Genomic DNA, 19,589 nt, shown 5'->3' on the forward strand with positions numbered 1-19,589 from the left:
TCCAACAATCTTCTTGTTTTCATTTTTTTGTGGTCCGTTAAGTGAAACAGCAGGCTACATCGTCAGTACCTCATCAAAAACTTGTTGAATCACGCCGTCACGGTGGTGTTATAGACCTTGCCGGCGATGGTCACGTTTGTCAGTTTTGCCGACGTCACGTTGTAGGCGAACCAGGGGCTCCCGGCATTGGCCGGGGTGCCGAAGTCGCAGTCGGTGATGGTGACATCGGTGATCGGTACGATCTTCGACGGGTCGTCGCCGTTGTAATCGAAAGCGACAGGGCCGAGCAGCATGATGGCCTGGAAGCACGAGAACGAACCCGCCTTGGTCTTCACGTTGCCGACCTTGACGTTCGAAATGTGCACGTTCGACACCACGGGCGGCCTCGTGCGCACGTTGTCGGCGGTGGGCGCGTAGTCGCAGTCGATGGTGATCACCGCGCCGGCCGAGGACGACACGCTTTTCGGGGCGATTGGCGAACCCGGCAGCGGGTTGTAGTACTGCGGCGTGGTCTGCACCCCATTCGGAATGGTGACGTTGCGCACGTAAAAATGCTTCAGGAAGCCGCCGCGGTTCATGTTCGTCTTCATGCGGATCGCGGTGCTCAGCGGACTGGTGGCCCAGTTCACGTTGCGGAACTCGACATCCTGCGCATACACATGCTGGATGCCGCCCGACATTTCGCTGCCCAGGGTTACGCCGCCGTGGCCGCTGTTCATGATGCATTTCTGGATCAGCACGTTCTGGGTCGGCCCGAACTGGGTGTCGAGATTCTTGCCGGCCTTGATCGCGATGCAATCGTCGCCAGTGTTGAAGGTGCAGTCTTCCACCAGCACGGTGTCGCACGCTTCCGGGTCGAAACCGTCGCTGTTCGGGCCCATGCTGTCCATGTGGACCTTGCGGATTTCGAGGTCGCGGCAGGCCACCGGGTGGTGCAGCCAGAACGGCGCCTGGTTGACCTGGTAGCCCTTGAGCAGCACCTTGTCGCAGCCGATGAATTCCACCATGCACGGACGCAGGTAATGCCCGCGCCCGAACACGCGCTTGCCGACCGGCACGCCGGCTTCCGACAGCGAAGGCAGGTAGGATTCATCATTGCGCCAGCGGTTCGAGTCGCCCTCGATCAGCTTGACCTGGGCTGGCGTCAAATTCGGCGCCACGGTCAGGATGCTCGGCGGATTGGCCGGGTTGACCGCCACCTGCGACACCAGTTCCCTGGCGCCCGTGCGCTTGTTCTTCCAGTCCCACCAGCAGTCGCCGCGATTGAGCGGCACGCCGCCCTGGCCGTCCAGGATGCTGGTCCAGTCCTCGCCGGTCAGGGCGATGTTGTTCTGCTTGTGCGCGTACACCAGCGGCGAATAGTTCAGGCAATCGTTGCTCTGCCAGCGCGACAGGGTCAGCTTGCCGTTCGGGCCGCAGTCGACCTCGCCGTACTTGGCGAAATCGTCCGGGTCATTACTGAAGAACACGTGCGCGCCGGATTTCAGGTGCACATGCACGTTCGAGCGCAGCACGATCGGACCCTTGCACAGCCAGGCGCCGGCGGGAATCACCACGCGCCCGCCGCCCGCCCTGGCGCAGGCGGCGATCGCGGCCGCAATGGCCGGATAGCAGTCGTGCGCGCCGGCGGCCGGCGTGCTGACCATGCCCGGCTCGTGATGGCCGATGAAGCCTTTGACCTTGCTCACCTTGCACGGCTTGGCGCCGTGCGCGGTGATGACGAAGTCCTGTTTGCGAAATACCAGCGGCTGCTTGAAGCGCGCGGCAATGGTTTGCGCCTGCTGCCACGGGTCGGACGGCTTTTCCTCGGCCATTGCCGGCAGGGAAATGCCAGCGCCGCCCAGGGCCAGGCTGGCGGCTCCGGCGCCGCGCAGGAGGGCGCGGCGCCGGGAGTCGATCGGATGCTTGTTCATGAAGGTTCCCGCTTGATCAGAAGTTGTGCATTAAAAGTTATAAGTCATGCGCAGATTGTACGAGCGCCCGATCGGGTTGGCCGCGCTGCTCAGGTAGCCGAAGGTGTAGCCGCTGTGGTTGGTGACCGGCGGATTCTCGTCGAACATATTGGTGATGCCGGCCACGATGCTGATGTTCTTGAAGCCGGTGTAGGTGCCGGTCAGGTTCCACACCGAATACGGCTTGATTTCGCGGTGGAATTCGGCCGCCACCAGGTTCTGGTCGTCGTAGTGCGAGTTGTAGTTCTGGGTCAGCTGGGCGCTGTAGTCGCCGCGTTTCCAGCTGGTCGACAGGGTGTGCTTCCAGCGGTAGGTGATGATCGGGAAGCTGCTGGTGGTGCCGTTGCTGGCCAGGCCAAAGCGGCCGACGTTGGACACGAAGCCGCTGTCTTTTTCCAGCTGGTTGTCGAACTGGGTCAGGTAGGTGCCGTCGAGCTGGAACTTGAACTCGCCGATGTCCATGCGCGGCAGCGCGTAGGTGGCGGTAACGTCGATACCGGCGGTTTTCTGGCCGCCCAGGTTCATGGTCACGTTCTTGATGTAGGCCAGGGTGCCGTCGGGATTGCGCACGAACAGGTCCTTGTACTTGGCCGGGTCCTGGAAGTAGACTTGCTCGGGCAGGTTGGCCAGCATGTCCTTCATGCGGATGTTCCAGTAGTCGAGCGAGACGGTCAGGTTCTTGACCGGCTCGACCACCATGCCGAGGGTCCAGCCGCGCGAGGTCTCCGGGGTCAGCTGGTCGTTGCTGCCGGTCTGCTTGGGCAGGTTCACGTTGCACACTTCGGACGATACCGCGCCGGCCACGGCGGTGCCGCTGCCGGCCACGCCCGGTTTGCCGCCAGGGCACAGGGCCGGATCGTCCCATTTGCCGGAGGTGTTGCCATTGGTGCCAGGCAGGCGGTAGCCGTAGCGGTCGAACAGGGTCGGCGCGCGGAAGCCCGTATTGGCCGAACCGCGGAACATCAGCGCTTTCGATGGTTCGTAGCGGAAGCTGGCTTTCGGATTGAAGGTGTTGCCGAAGTCGCTGAAATAATCGTCGCGCGCGGCCAGGTTGACGTTCAGTTGCTTGCTGATCGGAATATCGAGCTCGGCGTACAGGGCCGAGACATTGCGCTGGCCGCTGCCGCGCGAGGACGACGCATTGGCGTAGCTCACTTCATTGGTAATCGCCAGACGTTCGTCCTTGGTGGTGTCGCGGTGGATGTCGATGCCGACCGCCATCGCCAGCGATCCGCCCGGCAGCTGCATCAGGGTGCGGCTGGCGGTGGCGTCGATACCGGCAAAGGTGCTGGTCGAATTACGGTTCATCTGGCCGTCGACCGAGATCTCGCGCAGGTAGTTCTTGCCGGCTTCATCCTGCATGCCGAACGGGTTGAGCGCGCCGCTGGCCAGGCCCGCGTTCAGGCCCGGGCCGCTGACGTAACCGGTGTGGTAGTAGTTCTTGCGGTTGCTGTGGCCGTATACCAGGCCGGCCTTGTAGTCCCACTCGCCGATCTTGCCTTCGTCCACCAGCGCCAGGCGCTGGTTCAGCTGCACGTCTTCGTTGCTGGCCATGTCCAGATCGGCCACGCTCCAGGTCACGATCAGCGGCTCGCCTTTCAAACCGGCCACCGCCGGTACGCCGCCGGCGCCGCCCGGATACCATTTGCTGCTCGACGGCACGCGCGCGGTGACGCCCTTGGCGGTGACGCTGTTGGTTGGATTGCGGGCGGCAATGATGGTCGACTGGCCGCGCATGTAGTCCAGGCTGATGGTGTGGTCGTCCGAGATCTGCCTGGTGCCGCGCGCGTACAAGGTCAGCTGCTCGGTTTCGTGCAGGGCGGTGCCGTACTCGTTGTTGTCGATGACGCAGGTGTTCTTGGCGCCCTGGATCGAGTAGGGCGCGGCGCAGCCGGACTTGAAGTACGGGTTGGCGGCGGTCTTGTTGGTGGCGGTGGTGAAGTTGGCCGGGCTGGCATAGCCGCCGGTGCCCAGGGTCTGGGCGCGCCCGATGCTGGCAAGCAGTTCGGGCGAACTCAGCTCAAAGCGGTCGCGCGCGGCCAGGCGGCTGCGCTGGCGGCCGTCGATGGTGCCGTACAGGTTCCAGCCGTCGGTGGCGAGGTTGCCCTTGCCGAAGGTGGCCGAGAGGCGCTGCTCGTCGCCGCCGCCCGATTTTTCGGGCTGCACGTACTGGGCGGTGATGGAGCCGCCTTCGACGCTGTTCTTGGTGATGAAGTTGACCACGCCGCCGATGGCGTCCGAGCCGTAGATCGAGGAGGCGCCGTCGCGCAGGATTTCGACCCGCAGCAGGGAGCTCATCGGAATCACGTCGAGGTTGGCGTAGCCGTCGGCGATCGCTTCATTGGCCAGGCGGCGGCCGTTGAGCAGCACCAGGGTGCGGTTCACGCCCAGGCCGCGCAGGTTGATGTTGGTGCCGGAACCGGCGTTGGACGGGGCCAGCGAGTTCGATTGCGGCAGCGCCATCATCACATCGGCCAGGCTGGTCATGCCGCGCTTGGTGAATTCCTCGGCTTTGATGGTCGAGACCGGCAAGGCCATCTCGGTGGCAAGGCGCTTGATGCTCGACCCGGTCACTTCGATGCGCTGCATGCCGGCATCAAGCTGTTGGGCCGCAGCCTGGTTCATCACCGTCAGCACCGCAAGGGTGATGGACGACAATACGAGTGTCGAGTGGATCGAGCTGGTGTGCTTGTTCATGTGAGACAGTCTCCTGCGGATTATTGTTTGACATTAAGAGCTTCCGGCAACGGCGCGCAAGCTGGTCAGGACACCTCGCGTATCCTGTGCCGCGGCGACGAGGGCGTGAGCCGGGGTCGACGTGGTCAATAATGGTGTTCACTTCTCTTGTGGTGCGGCGTCTTTGCGCCTGCTGTCCACTGGTCTATCTGGTTCGGTGCTTATCCTCGCGAAAAAGTGCGCGTGACTCTGTCGAGATGGGCGCGCATGGCGGCGTGGGCGGCGGCCGGATCGTGGGCCACGATGGCTTCCAGGATGCGGCGGTGGTCGAGCAGGGTGGCCTGGCGCAGTTCTTCGGTCTGGAAATGCTCCTTGAGCTTGTGCCAGAGGCGGCCGCGCTGTTTCCACAGGTGGTCGACCGCGCCGGCCATGGCGCTGTTGCCGGTAGCGCGCGCGATCGACAGGTGAAACTCGCGGTCGAGCTGTTCGTTGCTGCTGTAATTGTCGTGCTGGCGTTCCATCTCGGCGACGGCGCTATGGATCGCCTCGATGGCGCTGTCGCTGGCCATGCGGGCGGCGGTGGCGCATACCTCGGCTTCGACCAGGCGCCGCGCGGCCAGCACTTCGAAGGGGCCGGGGCCGGCTTCCTCAAGCTCGGAGCGGGGCGGCTGGACGCGGCTGACGTAGACGCCCGAGCCGCCGCGCACGTCGACCACGCCGCGCAGTTCGAGGGCGATCAGGGCTTCGCGCAGGGAAGCGCGGCTGACGGCCAGGCGGCTTGCCATTTCGCGTTCGGGCGGCAAGCGCTGGCCGGCGCCGATTCCTTCGTCGCGGATCAGCTCCTCGATGCGGCCGGCCACGATGCGGTACAGCCGCGGTTCGTGCGCGAGGGCGTTGTCGGGAGCGGGTGTGACTTTCTTGAGCATGGCGGCCTGCACATCTTTTGGTCAGGCCATTCTAAAGTGGTCTGACCAATCGCGCAAGGTGCTCGGGCCAAAATAGTGCGCCGGTGTTCCGTTCCGGTGCTTACTTCGCCAGACGCCGCTGCATGGCGGCCAGGCGCCGTCCCAGCCGCGCCATCAAATTGCTCAACAGATAGCGCAGCGTGGCCAGCGGATGCTGCACGCCGTAGCCCTGGCGGCCCAGGTTCTGCGGCATGAAAAAGCGGCTGAAGCGCTGCAGCGCGCCACTGCCGCCGGCCCGGAAGCGGGCGTTGACATGGGTGGTGTTGAAACCATATTCATTGGCGAACAGAAACACCGCGCTGGGCGAGGTCATCGAGATATCCGCCAGTTCGTCGTCGTGCAGCTGGGTGCAGCCGCGCAGGTAAGAGCCGCGGATGGTCAGGGCGATGTCGGGAATGCGGATGGTGAGCGGCTGGATCAATCCGGCCAGTTCCAGCAGGCAAGGCAGTCCCAGCAGGTTGGCATTGGCCCCCTTGCGGTACTTTTCGGCGGCGGCGCGCACCTGCGCCGGGGTCGCCGGCGGCTCGGACGGCAGCAGCTCGCATGGCACGCCGAGCAAGCGTTCCCAATGCTCGACGGCCGCGTCGCTGGCCCAGGCCAGGCTTTCGGCGGTATCCACCCCGAGCGCAATGGTGTCGCGCGGCTGCAGGAAACGCAGCGAATCGGTCGCGCGCGACAGGCGCGCCCAGTGCGCCAGGCGCTGCGGCGTGTTCTGGTGGTCGTTCATATAGCAGTTGTCGATGTGCGCAAAGGACACGAACGAGGCGAACGGCACCGTGATCCTGGGCGCGAACGCGGCGATCTGCAGCTTGATGCGGTGCAGTTTTTCGGCTGCGGCGGCGCAGCGCAGGTCGGCCTGGAATGGATTGCCGACCCAGTTGGCGTAACCGAACTGGGTCATCAACACATCGACCCGCTCGCATAGCAGGGCGATGCTGTCCTTGACCAGCTCGCACTGGGCGGCGCTGGTCAGGGCGCAATCGTTGATGTTGAGCACGTGGCGCCCGCCGGAACTGATCAGGCAGTAGGAGTCGCCATCGGCATGCGGAAACACGGTGATGCGCATGTCGCCATCGAGCGCGACCGGGATGCCGGGCGCGCATTCGATCACATCGAAGCCATTGGCGCGCAAAAAGTTGACCACGCGCTTGTCCTTGGTCTGCTGGAACAGCATGGTTACCTTGCCGGCAAAGTCGCGCTTGAGCCGCTTGACGAAGGGCACCGAAAAATGGTCGGGATGCTCGTGCGAAAACCAGATGAAGGTGTTGCGCTTCTGCGCGGCCAGTTCGGCGATCAGGGCCGTGTTGGAGGTGCTCGAATCGAGCAGGCTCCAGCCGTTGTTGAAGACCGCGCCTTCGACCCAGGGATCGGCCAGCAGCACGGTGTGCTCGTTGGCGATGTGGAAACAGGCGTGGTTGACGAAGGTGAGCAGATTATGGTTCATGGCGGCACCGGGTCAGCTGAGAGCGATAAACCGGCCGCGGTGAAAGCCGAGCGCCCGGTGCGGATGGAACTGGCAGCGCTCGACCGCGCCGACGAAAATCACATGGTCGCCTTCCACATAGCGGCTGCGCGGGCGGCATTCGAAGCAGGCCACGGCGCCGTCCAGCACTGGCTGGCCGTGCGCCGAGGGGGTAAAGCCGACCTGCTCGAAGCGGTCCTCGGACGGACGCGCGAAGCGCTGCGCCAGCGCGGCCTGGGTGTCGGCCAGCACGTTGATGACGTAGCCCTCGGCTTGTTCGAAGGCGGCCATGCTGCCGGCCGTGCGCGCCAGGCTCCACAGCACCAGCGGCGGATCGAGCGAGACCGAACTGAAGGAATTGATGGTCACGCCGGCCAGGCGGCCGTCGGGCAGGGCGGCGGTGACGATGGTCACGCCGGTGGCGAACTGCGACAGCGCTTTGCGGAAGTAGTGACTGTCGAAATCGGCGGACGGGGCACACGGAGGATGGGCTTGCATGGCTGGCCTGCGCGGAATGGAGGTTTACCCATACTAAAGGCGGTCGGGTGCGCGGTTTTGATCTCGCACAAGCGGCCTGAACGGCTCAGTTGGGGGGCTGGTAGCTCTCCAGGATGGCCTGCATCCGGCCATTTTTACGCAGCGCAAGCAGCGCGCGGTTCACTTGCGCAAGCAGGACCTTGCCGCCCGGCGCCAGCGCGCAGTAGGTGTCGAACGGTTCGACGGCCAGCACGGCGCGGCTCAGGCGTGCGCGTTCGGCGTGGGCGCGCCGCTGGTAATCGTAATACAGGGAATTGGTGAGCATGTAATCGAAGCGGTGGCGCAGCAGCTTGCGCAGGTTCAGGTCGTCGCTGGCGGCATCGTCGCGCACGAATTGCGGGCCCAGTTCATGATCGAGCACAGGGTAGCGGTAGCCGGTGATGGTGCCGGTGCGGGCGCCGGCCAGCTCGCGCAGCTTGCCCAGCGGCGCGGTACCGGTGCGTCCGACAATGATCATGTTGTTGGAAAAGACCGTGTCCGACCATTGCCAGCGCTTGCTGTCGAGCCATTCGGGGCGCAGGTCGCACAGCAGGTCGACCGTGCCGTCCGCCAGCGCGCCCTCGACCCGCTTGCGCGGCAAGGTCAGGTAGCGCGGGCGCGCGTTCAGTTCGCGCGCCAAGGCGTCGCCGACATCCTTGAGCAGGCCGCCGGTGAGTTCATCGCCGTGAAAGCGGGTCATCGGCATGGCGCTGCCGGTAGAGACGGCAAAGACGAGTTCGGCGCCGCCCGCGGGCAGCGCCAGTGAAATGGAACAGAGGGACGACAGCAGCAACAAGCCAATCTTCATGCCGCCATCATACATTGCCGCCGCTTGGGGCGGGGCACACCGGCTTACTGGATCTTGGCGATCGACACCTCCGTTGACTTGACAAGGGCGATGACCTCGCTGCCGACCTTCAGGTCCAGGTCCTGGATCGAACGGCTGGTAATGACCGAGGTGACGATGCCATGCGCGGTTTCGACATCGACTTCCGACACCACCGGGCCGGCGATGATTTCCTTGATCTTGCCCCTGAACTGATTGCGTACATTGATTTCCGAGATAGCCATGCTGTTCCTTTACGTGGGTGAGGAGGGGGTGTTTCAGTAACTCATTTTCAGTAACTCATTAACAGGCGCAGCGGTTTGCTGCCGCTGTCGCTGCCGGGACCGGGGTGGACCGCTTGCGGCGCGCCGCCGGCGAACAGTTTCAGTTCGCCCGGCGCGAAAGCGTGCCATTGCTCCCCGGTGGTCAGGGGCAGGGTGGCGATGACGACGATCTGGTCGTCCAGGTGGTTATGCTGGCGAAAATCGATCTGCACGTCGCAATCGACCAGGCTGGCGCTGGCGAACGGATAGGCGCGCACCACGTAGTGCAGTTGCGTAGAGCAATGCGCCAGCAAAAAGTCGCCATTCGACAAGATGAAATTGAAGCTGCCGTGACGCGCGATCAGCGCCGCCATGGTTTGCACCGCGGTAAACAAAGCAGCGCGCGACGGCGGCTGCACCGGAAAACGGCGCCGCAGCCCGGCCAGCAGATAGCAAAAAGCGCGCTCGCTGTCGGTTTCGCCGGCCGGGGCGAAGTGCGGATCGGGCGCCGGCCTGAACGTGCTCAGGTCGCCGTTATGCGCGAACGACCAGGTCGTGCCCCACAGCTCGCGGGTGAATGGATGGCTGTTCTGCGGCGCCACCTCGCCCTGGGTGGCCTTGCGGATATGCGCCACCACGTTTTTGGCCTTGACCGGATGGTCCTTGAGCGCATGGGCCAGCGGCGAATCGATGGACGGACGATGGTCGATGATCAGGCGGCAGCCGGACGGCTCGTGGAAGGCGATGCCCCAGCCGTCGCGATGCACGCCGGTGCGCCCGCCGCGCTCGCTGAAACCGGCGAAGCTGAAGTTCAGCGCCGCTGGCTTGCTGCTGTTCATTCCGAGTAATTCACACATGGGCGTCGCATCCTTGTTGCATCTGTTGCCTCCAGCGTAGTCGCGCCCGGCGCGTCTGCAAACGAATGTTTTCGCGTTTCGATAGACACATTTTGCGCATAAGCACAGTGGGTCGATATACGCCGGCCGCATATCAATTGGCGAAACGATTCCTTCGCCCTTGAGACCGGCGCGACTAGACTTTCCGCTTTCCCTACAGCGAGAGATGCAATGCCTTTCCCTACCTTGAACACCTACCTGGCCCATTTGTCCGACCCGGACCGTCCGGCCAGCAGCGTGTGGCTGGACTCGGCGGGCCGCGCCCAGGGCAAGTATTTCAACTGCACCATCACGAGCGCCTTCCAGCCGATCCGCGCGCTCGGCAGCAGCCGCATCGTCGCCTACGAAGGGCTGGCGCGCAGTGCCTCGGCGGGGGATGCCGGCCTGTCGCTGTGGAAACTGCTCGACCACGCCGCCAGCGACGACGAATCGATCGAGCTCGACCGGCTATGCCGCATGCTGCACGCGATCAACTTCTTCCGCCAGGACGCGGCCGGGCAGAGCGACCTGTACCTGAACGTGCACGACCGCCTGCTCAGTGCCGTCAGCAGCAATCACGGGCACGCCTTCAAGCGCATCCTGGACGCGCTGGACTTGCCGGTCGGGCGCATCGTACTGCAACTGCCGGCCACCACGCCGCAGCAGGGATGGCTGCTCAACTACGTGGCCGACAACTACCGGCGCAACGGCTTCCGGCTGGCGCTGAATGCGGCCTCGGTGGCGCAGGCGCAGGCGATGGTGGCCGAACAGCGGCCGCACGCGATCAAGCTCGACGCGCGCTACCTGTCGGGCGGCGTCTCGCTCGAAGCGCTGCTGGAAGCGGCGAGGGCGGCGGGCGTGCGGCTGATCTTCAAGCGCGTCGAAAGCGCGCCGGCGCTTGCCTCGCCCGAGGTCGTGGCCGACCTGCCGCTGTACGCACAAGGCTTCTTCCTCGACCAGCCGCAAGCGGCGCTGGTAAGCGACGCCGCCCTGGCCGCCTGACCCCGGGGGGGTGTGCACGGCACGCATTATTTCTCAGCCGCAGTGTCTTTTCGCTTAGAATTCGGGGGCTATTAACGAATTTCGGGCAGGGGCAGGTATGGCATCAGCGGCGGGTTGGCGTAAGAATATAGTCGCATGCGTTCTGGCGTGCTAGGGCAGCGCCGTTCGCCACCGGGCCAGGGCAACCGGCGCCTGGTTGGCGCAGTGCTCGTTTCGTTGCTGGTGCATGGCTTGATTCTGTCGCTTCAGTTCGGCATTCCGGCACTCGGTTTGCCCGGCTCGGCCACGCCGATCGAGGTCCGCCTGGCCGATGTGGCCGAGCAGCCGACGCCGCCGCTTGATACGCCTGTTCCCGTTGCGCCATTGCCTTTGCCATCACCACTTCCCGAACCCGGCAAGCCTTTAGCGCCAGCCGGCGGCATGCGCCTGATTGATCCGGTACCGGCGCCAGTACCGGCGCCGGCGCCGGTTCCCACTCCCGTCACGCCGCGCCTGGCTGTCAAGAAGGACAAGCCGCGCAAGGCTAAACGCATCAGCCCGCCGCTGCCGGCGACCGATGCGCTGGCGATGGATTCGCGCGTCATGGTCCAGGATTCGGTGGTGAACGATTTCGCGGTACCAATGCCGCGCCCGGAAGAGGCCGAGCAGAAAACCATCGATCTCAAGGAGGCCCAGCACGGCACCGACGATGGCACCGAGGCGACCAGCGCCGCCGAGGTCGCGGAAGCGGCGCGCGCGGCCCAGCAGGCCGAAACCCGGCGCCAGGAGGAGCAAGCCGAGCAGCTGGCGGCGCAGCGCAAGCGGGAGAAAGAAGAGGAGGAGGCGCGCAAGCTGGCCGAGTTGCAGGCACGCCAGCAGCAGGACACGATCGCGGCGGCCGCCGCCGAGACGGCGCGCTCATTGGAAAAGCAGGCCCGGGTGGCGCAACAGGCGCAGATGGAGGCCGAGGCCGCGCGCGAACGCGCCAGCCTTGTGAAGGCCGAGCAGCAGAAAACGGAGCAGTTGGCGCTTGAACGCAAGCTTGAGCAGCAGAAGTCCGACCAACTGAAGGCCGAGCAGCAACGCGTGGATCAGCAACGAGTCGATCAGCAAAAAGCCGACCTGCAGAAGGCCGAGCAGTTACGCGCCGATCAGCAGAAAGTGGAGCAGCAGAAGCTGGAGCAGGAGAAGGCTGAACAGCTGCGCGCGGAGCAGGCGAAGGCCGAGCGTCAACGCGCCGAACGGCTCGCGGCCCAGCAGCAAGCGGCGCAGAAACTGGCCGAACAGCAGGCTGCGCAGAAACTGGCCGAACAGCAGACCGCGCAGAAGGCTGCCGAACAACAGGCTGCGCAAAAACTGGCCGAGCAGGCCGCCCGGAAAAAGGCCGACCAGGCCGCGCAAGCCGCCGAAACGGCCCGCCAGGCCGCGCTGCAAGGCGGGCGCGAAGGCGGCGGTACCCAGGCGGCCAACACGCCGGCCGGCGGCAGCGCAGCCGGTGCCGGCAGCGGCGCCGGTGGCAAGGCCGTCATCCCCAAGAACCTGCTGGGCAGCGAACTGTCGAACCGCGCGCGCGAGATGGTCAAGGGCCTCGATATCCTCTCCGGCACGCCGCCGCCGCCGATGCGCGACGAGCGCCGCGTGGCCGTGGGCGCGGCCGAGCGCGATCTGCCCTTGCGCATGTACGTGGAGAGCTGGCGCCAGAAGATCGAACGCAATGGCAGCGCGAATTACCCGCGTGGCTGGGCCGACGTGGAGCACACGCACGCGCTGGTCAACGTGGCGGTGCGCAGCGACGGCACCGTGCAGGACGTGACGATCCTGCGTTCGAGCGGCCGCGCCGACATGGATGAAGCAGTGCTGCGCATCGTGCGCGTCAATGCGCGCTACGCACCGTTCCCGCCGAATATCGCCTCGCGCTACGATGTGATCGACATTCGCCGCGTGTGGCAGTTTGGCGATAATCTGAAGCTGATGGAAGAAGTGCGCTAGGCGAAACGAATTCAAAACGCGCAAGTCAGCGTTGCAACCAGATATCGCGATTGCCCTAATTGTCGATCCCGACGCTTATCGGAATTTTCTATACGCGCCGGAAAGCAGGCATGCCCTGGACTCTGGCGTCCTTAACGCAGTCCACTGCCTTGCTTGCCGTTGCGAAGGATGATACGGGTCAGGCCTCCGGCTGAGGAGTGCTGGTGGCAGGCCTGAATTTGGTAAATTCAACTTAGGGGGAATCAGCAGGACAGCCAACCTCGCTTCGCGCTTCCTCATCGCTGAGCAGTGTCTTGCCACTCCGCTCCGATATACGTCGTTGAATTCTCGACAATGCCGGAAAAATGTAGCGTGTGCAACTTTCTGTTTGCCAGACATCTCCGGTGAAGATGTTGACCGAGTAATGTCCCTGCGTATTGTTCACATACGCCAAACCGTAGCTGTGATATCCCGGAATAAATGGCGGACTGCCTGGCCTCGGACCGTCAATCCACAAATGCGGATCGGACATCTTGTAGCCCTCGTGTTTTAGCACCACCCGCAAAACCTGTTCCGCCTGAGCCACAGTCAAGCCGGAAGGTTTGACGTTCTTCGTATTTAACTCCACCGCGAACGCCAGTGAGCAGGTCAGCAGACCGACAACAGCGGTCAACGGTTTAAGCTGGCAAATTAACGGCATTGCATCCTCACTTTGACCATGCGGATGATGTTTTCCAAAATTTTCGCATAGTTGTCGGTCCCGCCGTTGCTTGACTTACCTGTATTAAAACCGATTGTCACAAGAGTTCTGCTGAATTCGCCCGCATCCTTTTTGCCGCGCACTCCCTCACCCCAACGATCCTTAAAGGACTTCGCTGCCATTTCAAATGATGCGAACTTCGCTAATTTGACTTTTGCATCGCCCTTTGCTGTCATTGTTCCGATTTCGTAACTGGCGGGAGAGCGCATCGAGAAAAAACTGTTGCCCTCAACCGCAAACCGCCCAATCCCATGTCGACACTCATGGGCTGCGAGGCCGAGAATATTTTCTGTCGGGAGATCGAGTTGGCCAGCTACCTCAGCTGCTTGATCTTCATATAGGGAAACGAATCTGACGGCTACATGAACGTTGCACGCATTTGACATTGTTAAGCCCGGGTTATTGTTTTATTAAAGATGATATTTTATCACTAACACGGCCCACCATTTTATACATTTTAGGACCCGCCGCGACGTCCTCTTGCTGTTGGCGCCGCTGGTGTCAGCCGGCTAAGCTTTTCGCTGTTCGACCAGCTCGGTCAGCAGCCGTTCGACCGCCTCCAGGTTGGCCGGCTTGATCAGGTGATGGTCGAAACCGGCCTCCTTGCTGCGCGCGCGGTCCTTGTCGTCGCCCCAGCCGGTCAATGCCACCAGCACCAGCGGTTCCAGGTGTGTCATGCCGCGCAGCGCGCGCGCCACCTCGTACCCGTTCATGCCGGGCATGCCGATGTCGAGGAACACCACCTCGGGCCGGAACTGTTCGGCCAGCACCAGCGCGCGCGGCCCGTCGTTGGCAACGCGGCTGGCGTGGCCGATGATGTCCATCAGCTCCGACAGCATGTCGGCGGCATCGACGTTGTCGTCCACCACCAGCACGCGCAGGCCGCCGGCGGCGCTGGCGGGCGGGGTGGCGGCGCCGGGCGACTGCGCTGCCACATCCGGCGCAAGCGGCAGGCGGATGTCGAAGCGGCTGCCGCTGACCGTCGCGTCGCGCACCAGGTCAATGCTGCCGCGATGCAGTTCGACCAGCCGGCGCGCCAGCGACAAGCCGATGCCAAGCCCGCCCTGGGCGCGGTCGATCGAGGCGCCCACCTGCGAAAACATCTCGAACACCGTCAGCGCCGATTCGGACGGGATGCCGATGCCGGTGTCGCGGATCGACAGCACCGCCTGGGCGCCGTCGCGCCAGGCCAGCACGTCGATGCGGCCACCGGCCGGGGTGTACTTGGCGGCGTTATTGAGTACATTGCCTATCACCTGGGCGATGCGGGTCGGGTCGGCGTCGAGCAGCAGCGATTCGGACGCCACCTCGAGCGTCAAGGTATGGCGGTTGGCGTCGATCAGCGGCATGCTGGTTTCGACCGCGCTGGCGATCAGTTCGCGCAGCTCGACCCGCACCGGTTTGAGTTCCAGGTTGCCGCGCGTGATGCGGGCGATGTCGAGCAGGTCGTCGACCAGGGTGACCATCTGGGTCACCTGGCGCTCCATCATGTCGCGCACGCGCGCCACCGTGGCTTGGTCGTGTTCGGCCATGCGCATCACCTGCAAGCCATTGCGGATCGGCGCGAGCGGGTTGCGCAGTTCGTGCGCCAGGATCGCCAAAAATTCGGTCTTGCGCCGGTCCGCTTCGCGCAGCGCCTCGGTCGCGCGCAATCGTTCGATGTGGGCCCAGGAGCGCTCCACGGCTTGTTCGACCAGCGCCACTTCGGGATCGGTCCATTGGCGCGGACAGTCCTGGTGCACCGCCATCATGGCCACCAGCTTGCCTTCCTTGACCAGCGGGCAGCAGATGATGGCACGGCAAGCGATGGCGTTGAACATGGCGCCGCCGTCGGCTTGATCGAGTTCGCGGTCGACGTCGCAGATGCGCAGGGTGCGGCCTTCGCGCATGTCGCTGGCGGCGCGCGCGCCGAACAGGTCGAGCGAATACACCCCGACCGTGCTGATGGCGCCGGGCGCGGTCCAGTCGTGGCGGATGGTGAAGCGGTCATTGTCGCTTTCGACATCGGCGTAGGGACAGCGCGTGACGCCCAGGTGCTCGCCCAGCATGCGCGTGGTGACGTCCATGATGGTCTTCGGGTCGTCGGCGTTGCGGGTGGCCTGGCTCATGGCGTCGAGCAGGCGCAGGCGCTCTTCGACGCGCTTGCGTTCATCGATGTCGATATGGATGCCGACCCATTCGGTAACCGCGCCGGCGGCGTCGAAAATCGGCACCGCGCGCGCATTCATATAGCGGTGCTGGCCGTCGGCGCGGCGCAGCCGGTGTTCGATCTGGTACATGCTGCTGGCGGCCAGCGCGCCGGTCCAGGCGGCGGCGGTGCGCTCGCGGTCGTCCGGATGGATCGCCTCCAGCCAGCCCCAGCCGTTGAACTGTTCCTGCGACTGCCCGGTAAACGCGCTCCAGCTCAACTGCTCCCCTTCAAGACGGCCGGCGGCCGACGCCAGCCACAGGATGGCGCTGCTCGCCTGCACCAGCGAGCGGTAGCGTGCTTCGCTGGCGCGCAGGGCCTCGGCGGCGTGGTGGATCGCCTCCAGCTCGGTGGTGTCGGTGGGGCTGGCAGGGATCGGCGGAAAGACTTGGGGCATGGTTCTTTTTTACGGAAAGTTGGTCGCTCGCATTTAACCACGAGCTTGCCAGAAAAGGGTTTTTCCTGTCGCCACTGCTGTAAAAAAAGGCGTGCAGACGGGGTTTGATGTGGAGCAAGACCGGGCCGGTGGGGCTCACTTACTCTGGACTGGACAATGTTTATTTTGATAAGCACGATGAAAACGCCAACCTACCTCTCCAAGACCCTGCCGGCCCTGCTGTTGCTGGCCACGCTGGCCGGCTGCTCCGGCTACCGCATCGGCGGCGCCAGGCTGTCCGCCGTGGACAGCGGCCCGGTGCCGCCCACCGAGTTGATCACAGAGCAATTGATCAATACCGAAAAGGCCTTGCGCGCCCGGCGCAGCAGCCAGAGCCTGGCGCCGCTGGTGGTGCGCAAGCCGCCGCCGTACGCGATCGGTCCGGGCGACATTCTCTCGATCGTGGTGTGGGACCATCCGGAGCTGGCGGGGCAGGGGGTTGCCGCCTCGTCCACGGCGGTGGACCCGCAGAGTCCGGGCGCGCCGCCGCCGGCCGGCTTCGTGGTCGACCACGAGGGGCGGGTGCAGTTTCCGTTCGCCGGCGCGCTGATGCTGGCCGGCCTGACCGAGGAACAGGCGCGCGCGCTGCTCACCAAGCGCCTGGCGCACTACATCACCAGGCCGCTGGTCACCCTGCGCGTGCAGGCTTACCGCAGCAAGCGCGTGTATGTCGATGGCGAAGTGCGCTTGCCGGGCTTGCAGTCGATCAACGACATTCCGATGACCCTGGTCGAGGCGCTCAACCGCGCCGGCGGCATGCTGCCCAGCGCCGACCAGAGCCGCATCGTGCTCGAGCGCGGCGACGCGCGCTACCAGGTCGGCCTGCGCGGTTTGGTGGCGCGCGGCATCAATCCGGGCAGCATCCTGCTGGCCCATGGCGACGTGGTGCGGGTCCATTCGCGCGACGAGAGCAAGGTGTTCGTGTCGGGCGAAGTGGTCACGCCCAAGGCGCTGACCATGCACGACGGGCGCCTGACCCTGAACGAGGCGCTGGGCGAGTCGGGGGGCATCAGTCCGCTCAGCGGCGACGCGCGCCAGGTATACGTGGTGCGCCGCGCGCCCGAGGGCACCCGCGTCTACCAGCTCGATGCGCGCCGCGCCGGGGCGCTGGCGATGGCCGAGGCGTTCGAGCTGGAACCGCGCGACCTGATCTATGTGGCAGCCTCGCCGCTGGCCAACTGGTACCGCAGCGTGAGCATGCTGTTCCCCGGCGCGCTGACGCAAGCGGTGACGATCACACGCCCCTGAATTTGCATCGAGGACATTCTCATGAACTATGCCGACGACCTGCGTCCCATGCCCGCCCCCCGGCCCTTGCCGGTGCCCAGCCTGCCACCGCCGGCGCCGCCGCCCGGGCGCGAGCCGGAGGCGCACGAGATCGACTTGCAGGGTTACGTGAATATCCTGTACGACAGCCGCTGGCTGATCGGCGCCGTCACCGCCGTGGTGACCATGCTGGCGATCATCTATGCGCTGGTCGCCAGCCCGGTGTACGAGGCCAACCTGATGATCCACGTCGAGGAAGAAAGTCCGAACGCGTCGAAAAATATCCTCAGTGAAGTATCCTCCCTGTTCGAAACCAAGAAGGCCGCGATTGCCGAGATGGAACTGCTGCGCTCGCGCCTGGTGGTGTCGCACGCGGTCGACAACCTGCAATTGTTTGTCGACGTGCGGCCCAAGTATTTCCCGGTGGTCGGCTTCTGGTTTGCCAACCGCAAGTCGAACGAGCTGACCGAGCCCGGCATTTTTGGCCGGGGCGGCTATGTGTGGGGGCCGGAAAAGGCGGAGGTGTCGCTGTTCGAGGTGCCCGAAGCCTGGTACAACCGCACCTTCACCTTGACCGCGCAGGGCAAGGGGCGCTACCACCTGTCCGGCGGCGGCTTGCCGACGGCCTACGAAGGCGTGGTCGGCACCACCTTGCGCGCCAGCGTGGCCGGGGCCGCGTTCGAGCTGCGGGTCGACCGCCTGCGCGCGCTGCCGGGAGCGCAGTTCCGCCTCACGCGCAGCTCGCGCCTGGCCGCGATCGAACGGATCCAGACGGCGCTGGTGATCACCGAACAGGGCAAGCAGTCGGGCATCATCGAAGTGCGCCTGCAGGGGCCGGATGCGCAGCGCATCAACAGCCTGCTGGGCGAAATCGGGCGCGAGTACATGCGCCAGAACCTGGCGCGCAAGACCGAGGAAGCCGAAAAATCGCTGGCCTTCCTGAATTTGCAGTTGCCTGCGCTCAAACGCCAGCTGGAAGAGTCCGAGGAAAAGTACAACGGTTTCCGCAACAGCAAGGGCAGCATCGATATGCGCGAAGAAGCGCGTATCAGCCTGCAACAGGCGGCCGCGGCGCAGACCCGGCGCCTGGAACTGGAGCAGAAGAAGACCGAGTTGCTGCAGCGCTTTACGGAAAACCATCCGATCGTGCAGGGGATCAACCAGCAGCGCCGCGAAGTCGAGGCCGAGATCGCCGAAGTGGCCAGGCGCATCCGCACCTTGCCCGTGCTGGAGCAGGACGAATCGCGCCTGTTGCGGGAGATTAAGGTCAATACCGACCTGTACACGGCGCTTTCGAATACCGCCCAGCAACTGCGGCTGATTTCGGTGGGCCGGGTCAGCAATGTGCGCCTGATCGACGCGCCGATGGCGCCCGAACGCGCGCTCAAACCGAACCGGCCGCTGATCGTGGCGCTGGCGGTGGTCACCGGGCTGTTCCTGGGCGTGCTGCTGGCGTTTGCGCGCAAGGCCTTCGTGGGCGGGATCGACAATCCGCAGCGCATCGAAACCATCCTCGGGGCGCGCATCGTGTACGCCAGCATTCCTCACAGCACCCATCAGGACAAGCTGGAACGCAAGGCGCGCGGTGGCAGCGTGCTGCCGATCCTGGCGCAGGTGGCGCCGGAAGACATCGCCATCGAAAGCCTGCGCAGTTTTCGCGCGGCATTGATGTACACCATGCCTTCGCTGAAGAACAACATCGTGATGCTGGCCGGACCGGGCAGGGCGATGGGGAAATCGTTTTTGTCGGTAAATTTTGCCGCCGTGCTGGCGGCCAGCGGCAAGCGCGTGCTGCTGATCGATGCGGATTTGCGCAACGGTCACCTGCACCGCTATTTTGGCATCAGCCGCGAGCGCGGCCTGACCCAGGCGATCGGTGGCGCGCAGACGATCGACGAGGTGATTCATCGCGGCGTGCTGGACAATCTCGATGTCATCCCGACCGGCGCGCTGCCGCCGAACCGCTCGGAGTTCTTGCAGCATCCCGATTTTTCCAAGCTGCTGGAGGTGGTGGGCAGCCGCTACGACATCGTGCTGATCGATCCGCCGCCGATCCTGGCGGTGTCGGATGCGCTGATGATCGGCGCGCATGCCGGGGCGGTGTTCATCCTGGCGCGGGCCGGGGTGACCACTGCGGTCGAAATCACCGAGTCGATCAAGCGCCTGAACCACGCCGGCATCGTGCCGCAGGGCGTGTTGTTCAATGACATGGCCTTGCGCGTGGGCAGCTACGCGTATCAGTTCAAATACACGCAGGTGCCGCAGCTGGAGCAGTGAGGCACCGGCATGGTCTTGAGCGCCATCCTCCGGCGCTTGCACTCTTCCAATTAATTTCATCTTTGAAACGCGGCAGGCCGACAGGGGCTTGCCGCGTTTTTGTCATTCGACGTTACCTTGAAGAAAATGACTTTGATCATTTGATTACACAGGTAAATTTACTTCAGTAAACAATGAA

At 64.4% G+C, this 19,589-nt stretch carries 15 protein-coding genes; 4 read left to right on the plus strand and 11 right to left on the minus strand.

All coding sequences use genetic code 11. The features are described 5' to 3' along the window. Positions 1-89: 89 nt before the first annotated feature. The 8 genes from F1609_RS03845 to F1609_RS03880 all read right to left on the minus strand — a co-directional run bounded on the left by F1609_RS03845 (position 90) and on the right by F1609_RS03880 (position 9,517). A complete protein-coding gene (locus tag F1609_RS03845; protein WP_167074879.1) occupies positions 90-1,913 on the minus strand; it encodes a glycoside hydrolase family 28 protein in 1,824 nt (607 codons plus the stop codon). 30 nt (positions 1,914-1,943) lie between these two features. After that, the gene (locus F1609_RS03850; RefSeq protein ID WP_167074881.1) at positions 1,944-4,649 is read right to left on the minus strand and encodes a TonB-dependent receptor; all 2,706 of its coding nucleotides are present in this window, start codon (positions 4,647-4,649) and stop codon (positions 1,944-1,946) included. 200 nt (positions 4,650-4,849) lie between these two features. Continuing rightward, positions 4,850-5,554 carry a FadR/GntR family transcriptional regulator gene (locus F1609_RS03855; RefSeq protein ID WP_167074883.1) on the minus strand — a complete coding sequence of 235 codons (705 nt, stop codon included), beginning with the start codon at positions 5,552-5,554 and terminating at the stop codon, positions 4,850-4,852. Between the two features lie 100 nt (positions 5,555-5,654). Next, entirely contained in the window at positions 5,655-7,037 is a 1,383-nt protein-coding gene (locus F1609_RS03860; RefSeq protein WP_167074885.1) for an MBL fold metallo-hydrolase, read from the minus strand. A gap of 12 nt (positions 7,038-7,049) precedes the next feature. Continuing rightward, positions 7,050-7,553, minus strand: a complete 504-nt coding sequence (locus F1609_RS03865) for a flavin reductase family protein (RefSeq protein ID WP_167074887.1) — start codon at positions 7,551-7,553, stop codon at positions 7,050-7,052. A gap of 85 nt (positions 7,554-7,638) precedes the next feature. Next, complete coding sequence (locus F1609_RS03870) at positions 7,639-8,379, minus strand: substrate-binding periplasmic protein (RefSeq protein ID WP_167074889.1); 741 nt, start codon at positions 8,377-8,379, stop codon at positions 7,639-7,641. A gap of 44 nt (positions 8,380-8,423) precedes the next feature. Then, complete coding sequence (locus F1609_RS03875; RefSeq protein WP_054267531.1) at positions 8,424-8,642, minus strand: TOBE domain-containing protein; 219 nt, start codon at positions 8,640-8,642, stop codon at positions 8,424-8,426. A 47-nt stretch (positions 8,643-8,689) separates the two neighbouring features. Then, on the minus strand, positions 8,690-9,517 hold the full coding sequence (locus F1609_RS03880) for a class II glutamine amidotransferase (RefSeq protein ID WP_167074891.1): 828 nt from the start codon (positions 9,515-9,517) through the stop codon (positions 8,690-8,692). A 210-nt stretch (positions 9,518-9,727) separates the two neighbouring features. Between F1609_RS03880 and F1609_RS03885 the strand changes: the two genes are divergently transcribed. After that, on the plus strand, positions 9,728-10,537 hold the full coding sequence (locus F1609_RS03885; protein ID WP_167074892.1) for an EAL domain-containing protein: 810 nt from the start codon (positions 9,728-9,730) through the stop codon (positions 10,535-10,537). Positions 10,538-10,672: 135 nt separating this feature from the next. Continuing rightward, entirely contained in the window at positions 10,673-12,505 is a 1,833-nt protein-coding gene (locus tag F1609_RS03890) for a TonB family protein (RefSeq protein ID WP_167074894.1), read from the plus strand. Between the two features lie 232 nt (positions 12,506-12,737). On the opposite strand, the gene F1609_RS03895 is transcribed toward F1609_RS03890, so the two are convergent. The 3 genes from F1609_RS03895 to F1609_RS03905 all read right to left on the minus strand — a co-directional run bounded on the left by F1609_RS03895 (position 12,738) and on the right by F1609_RS03905 (position 15,829). Further along, positions 12,738-13,184, minus strand: a complete 447-nt coding sequence (locus tag F1609_RS03895) for a Tgi2PP family T6SS immunity protein (protein ID WP_167074896.1) — start codon at positions 13,182-13,184, stop codon at positions 12,738-12,740. Continuing rightward, on the minus strand, positions 13,175-13,630 hold the full coding sequence (locus F1609_RS03900; RefSeq protein WP_167074898.1) for a glucosaminidase domain-containing protein: 456 nt from the start codon (positions 13,628-13,630) through the stop codon (positions 13,175-13,177). Before F1609_RS03900 ends, F1609_RS03895 begins: the two co-directional genes overlap by 10 nt. 123 nt (positions 13,631-13,753) lie before the next feature. Further along, a complete protein-coding gene (locus tag F1609_RS03905) occupies positions 13,754-15,829 on the minus strand; it encodes a hybrid sensor histidine kinase/response regulator (RefSeq protein WP_167074900.1) in 2,076 nt (691 codons plus the stop codon). A gap of 177 nt (positions 15,830-16,006) precedes the next feature. On the opposite strand from F1609_RS03905, the gene F1609_RS03910 reads away from it, so the two are divergent. Together F1609_RS03910 and F1609_RS03915 are read left to right on the plus strand one after the other, a co-directional pair. Then, positions 16,007-17,116 (plus strand): polysaccharide biosynthesis/export family protein, encoded by a 1,110-nt coding sequence (locus F1609_RS03910; RefSeq protein WP_167075568.1) that lies wholly within the window; start codon positions 16,007-16,009, stop codon positions 17,114-17,116. Positions 17,117-17,137: 21 nt separating this feature from the next. Next, entirely contained in the window at positions 17,138-19,411 is a 2,274-nt protein-coding gene (locus F1609_RS03915) for a polysaccharide biosynthesis tyrosine autokinase (RefSeq protein ID WP_167074902.1), read from the plus strand. Positions 19,412-19,589: the final 178 nt, after the last annotated feature.

Source organism: Massilia aquatica, assembly GCF_011682045.1.
Classification (GTDB): Bacteria; Pseudomonadota; Gammaproteobacteria; order Burkholderiales; family Burkholderiaceae_D; genus Telluria_A; species Telluria_A aquatica.

Bases quoted from the DNA above. Each gene is read 5' to 3' on its own strand.
- F1609_RS03915 (WP_167074902.1), top strand. From the start codon at position 17,138: ATGAACTATGCCGACGACCTGCGTCCCATGCCCGCCCCCCGGCCCTTG.
- F1609_RS03905 (WP_167074900.1), bottom strand. From the start codon at position 15,829: ATGCCCCAAGTCTTTCCGCCGATCCCTGCCAGCCCCACCGACACCACC.
- F1609_RS03870 (WP_167074889.1), bottom strand. From the start codon at position 8,379: ATGAAGATTGGCTTGTTGCTGCTGTCGTCCCTCTGTTCCATTTCACTG.
- F1609_RS03875 (WP_054267531.1), bottom strand. From the start codon at position 8,642: ATGGCTATCTCGGAAATCAATGTACGCAATCAGTTCAGGGGCAAGATC.
- F1609_RS03880 (WP_167074891.1), bottom strand. From the start codon at position 9,517: ATGTGTGAATTACTCGGAATGAACAGCAGCAAGCCAGCGGCGCTGAAC.
- F1609_RS03885 (WP_167074892.1), top strand. From the start codon at position 9,728: ATGCCTTTCCCTACCTTGAACACCTACCTGGCCCATTTGTCCGACCCG.
- F1609_RS03890 (WP_167074894.1), top strand. From the start codon at position 10,673: ATGCGTTCTGGCGTGCTAGGGCAGCGCCGTTCGCCACCGGGCCAGGGC.
- F1609_RS03855 (WP_167074883.1), bottom strand. From the start codon at position 5,554: ATGCTCAAGAAAGTCACACCCGCTCCCGACAACGCCCTCGCGCACGAA.
- F1609_RS03850 (WP_167074881.1), bottom strand. From the start codon at position 4,649: ATGAACAAGCACACCAGCTCGATCCACTCGACACTCGTATTGTCGTCC.
- F1609_RS03865 (WP_167074887.1), bottom strand. From the start codon at position 7,553: ATGCAAGCCCATCCTCCGTGTGCCCCGTCCGCCGATTTCGACAGTCAC.
- F1609_RS03910 (WP_167075568.1), top strand. From the start codon at position 16,007: ATGAAAACGCCAACCTACCTCTCCAAGACCCTGCCGGCCCTGCTGTTG.
- F1609_RS03860 (WP_167074885.1), bottom strand. From the start codon at position 7,037: ATGAACCATAATCTGCTCACCTTCGTCAACCACGCCTGTTTCCACATC.
- F1609_RS03845 (WP_167074879.1), bottom strand. From the start codon at position 1,913: ATGAACAAGCATCCGATCGACTCCCGGCGCCGCGCCCTCCTGCGCGGC.
- F1609_RS03900 (WP_167074898.1), bottom strand. From the start codon at position 13,630: ATGTCAAATGCGTGCAACGTTCATGTAGCCGTCAGATTCGTTTCCCTA.
- F1609_RS03895 (WP_167074896.1), bottom strand. From the start codon at position 13,184: ATGCCGTTAATTTGCCAGCTTAAACCGTTGACCGCTGTTGTCGGTCTG.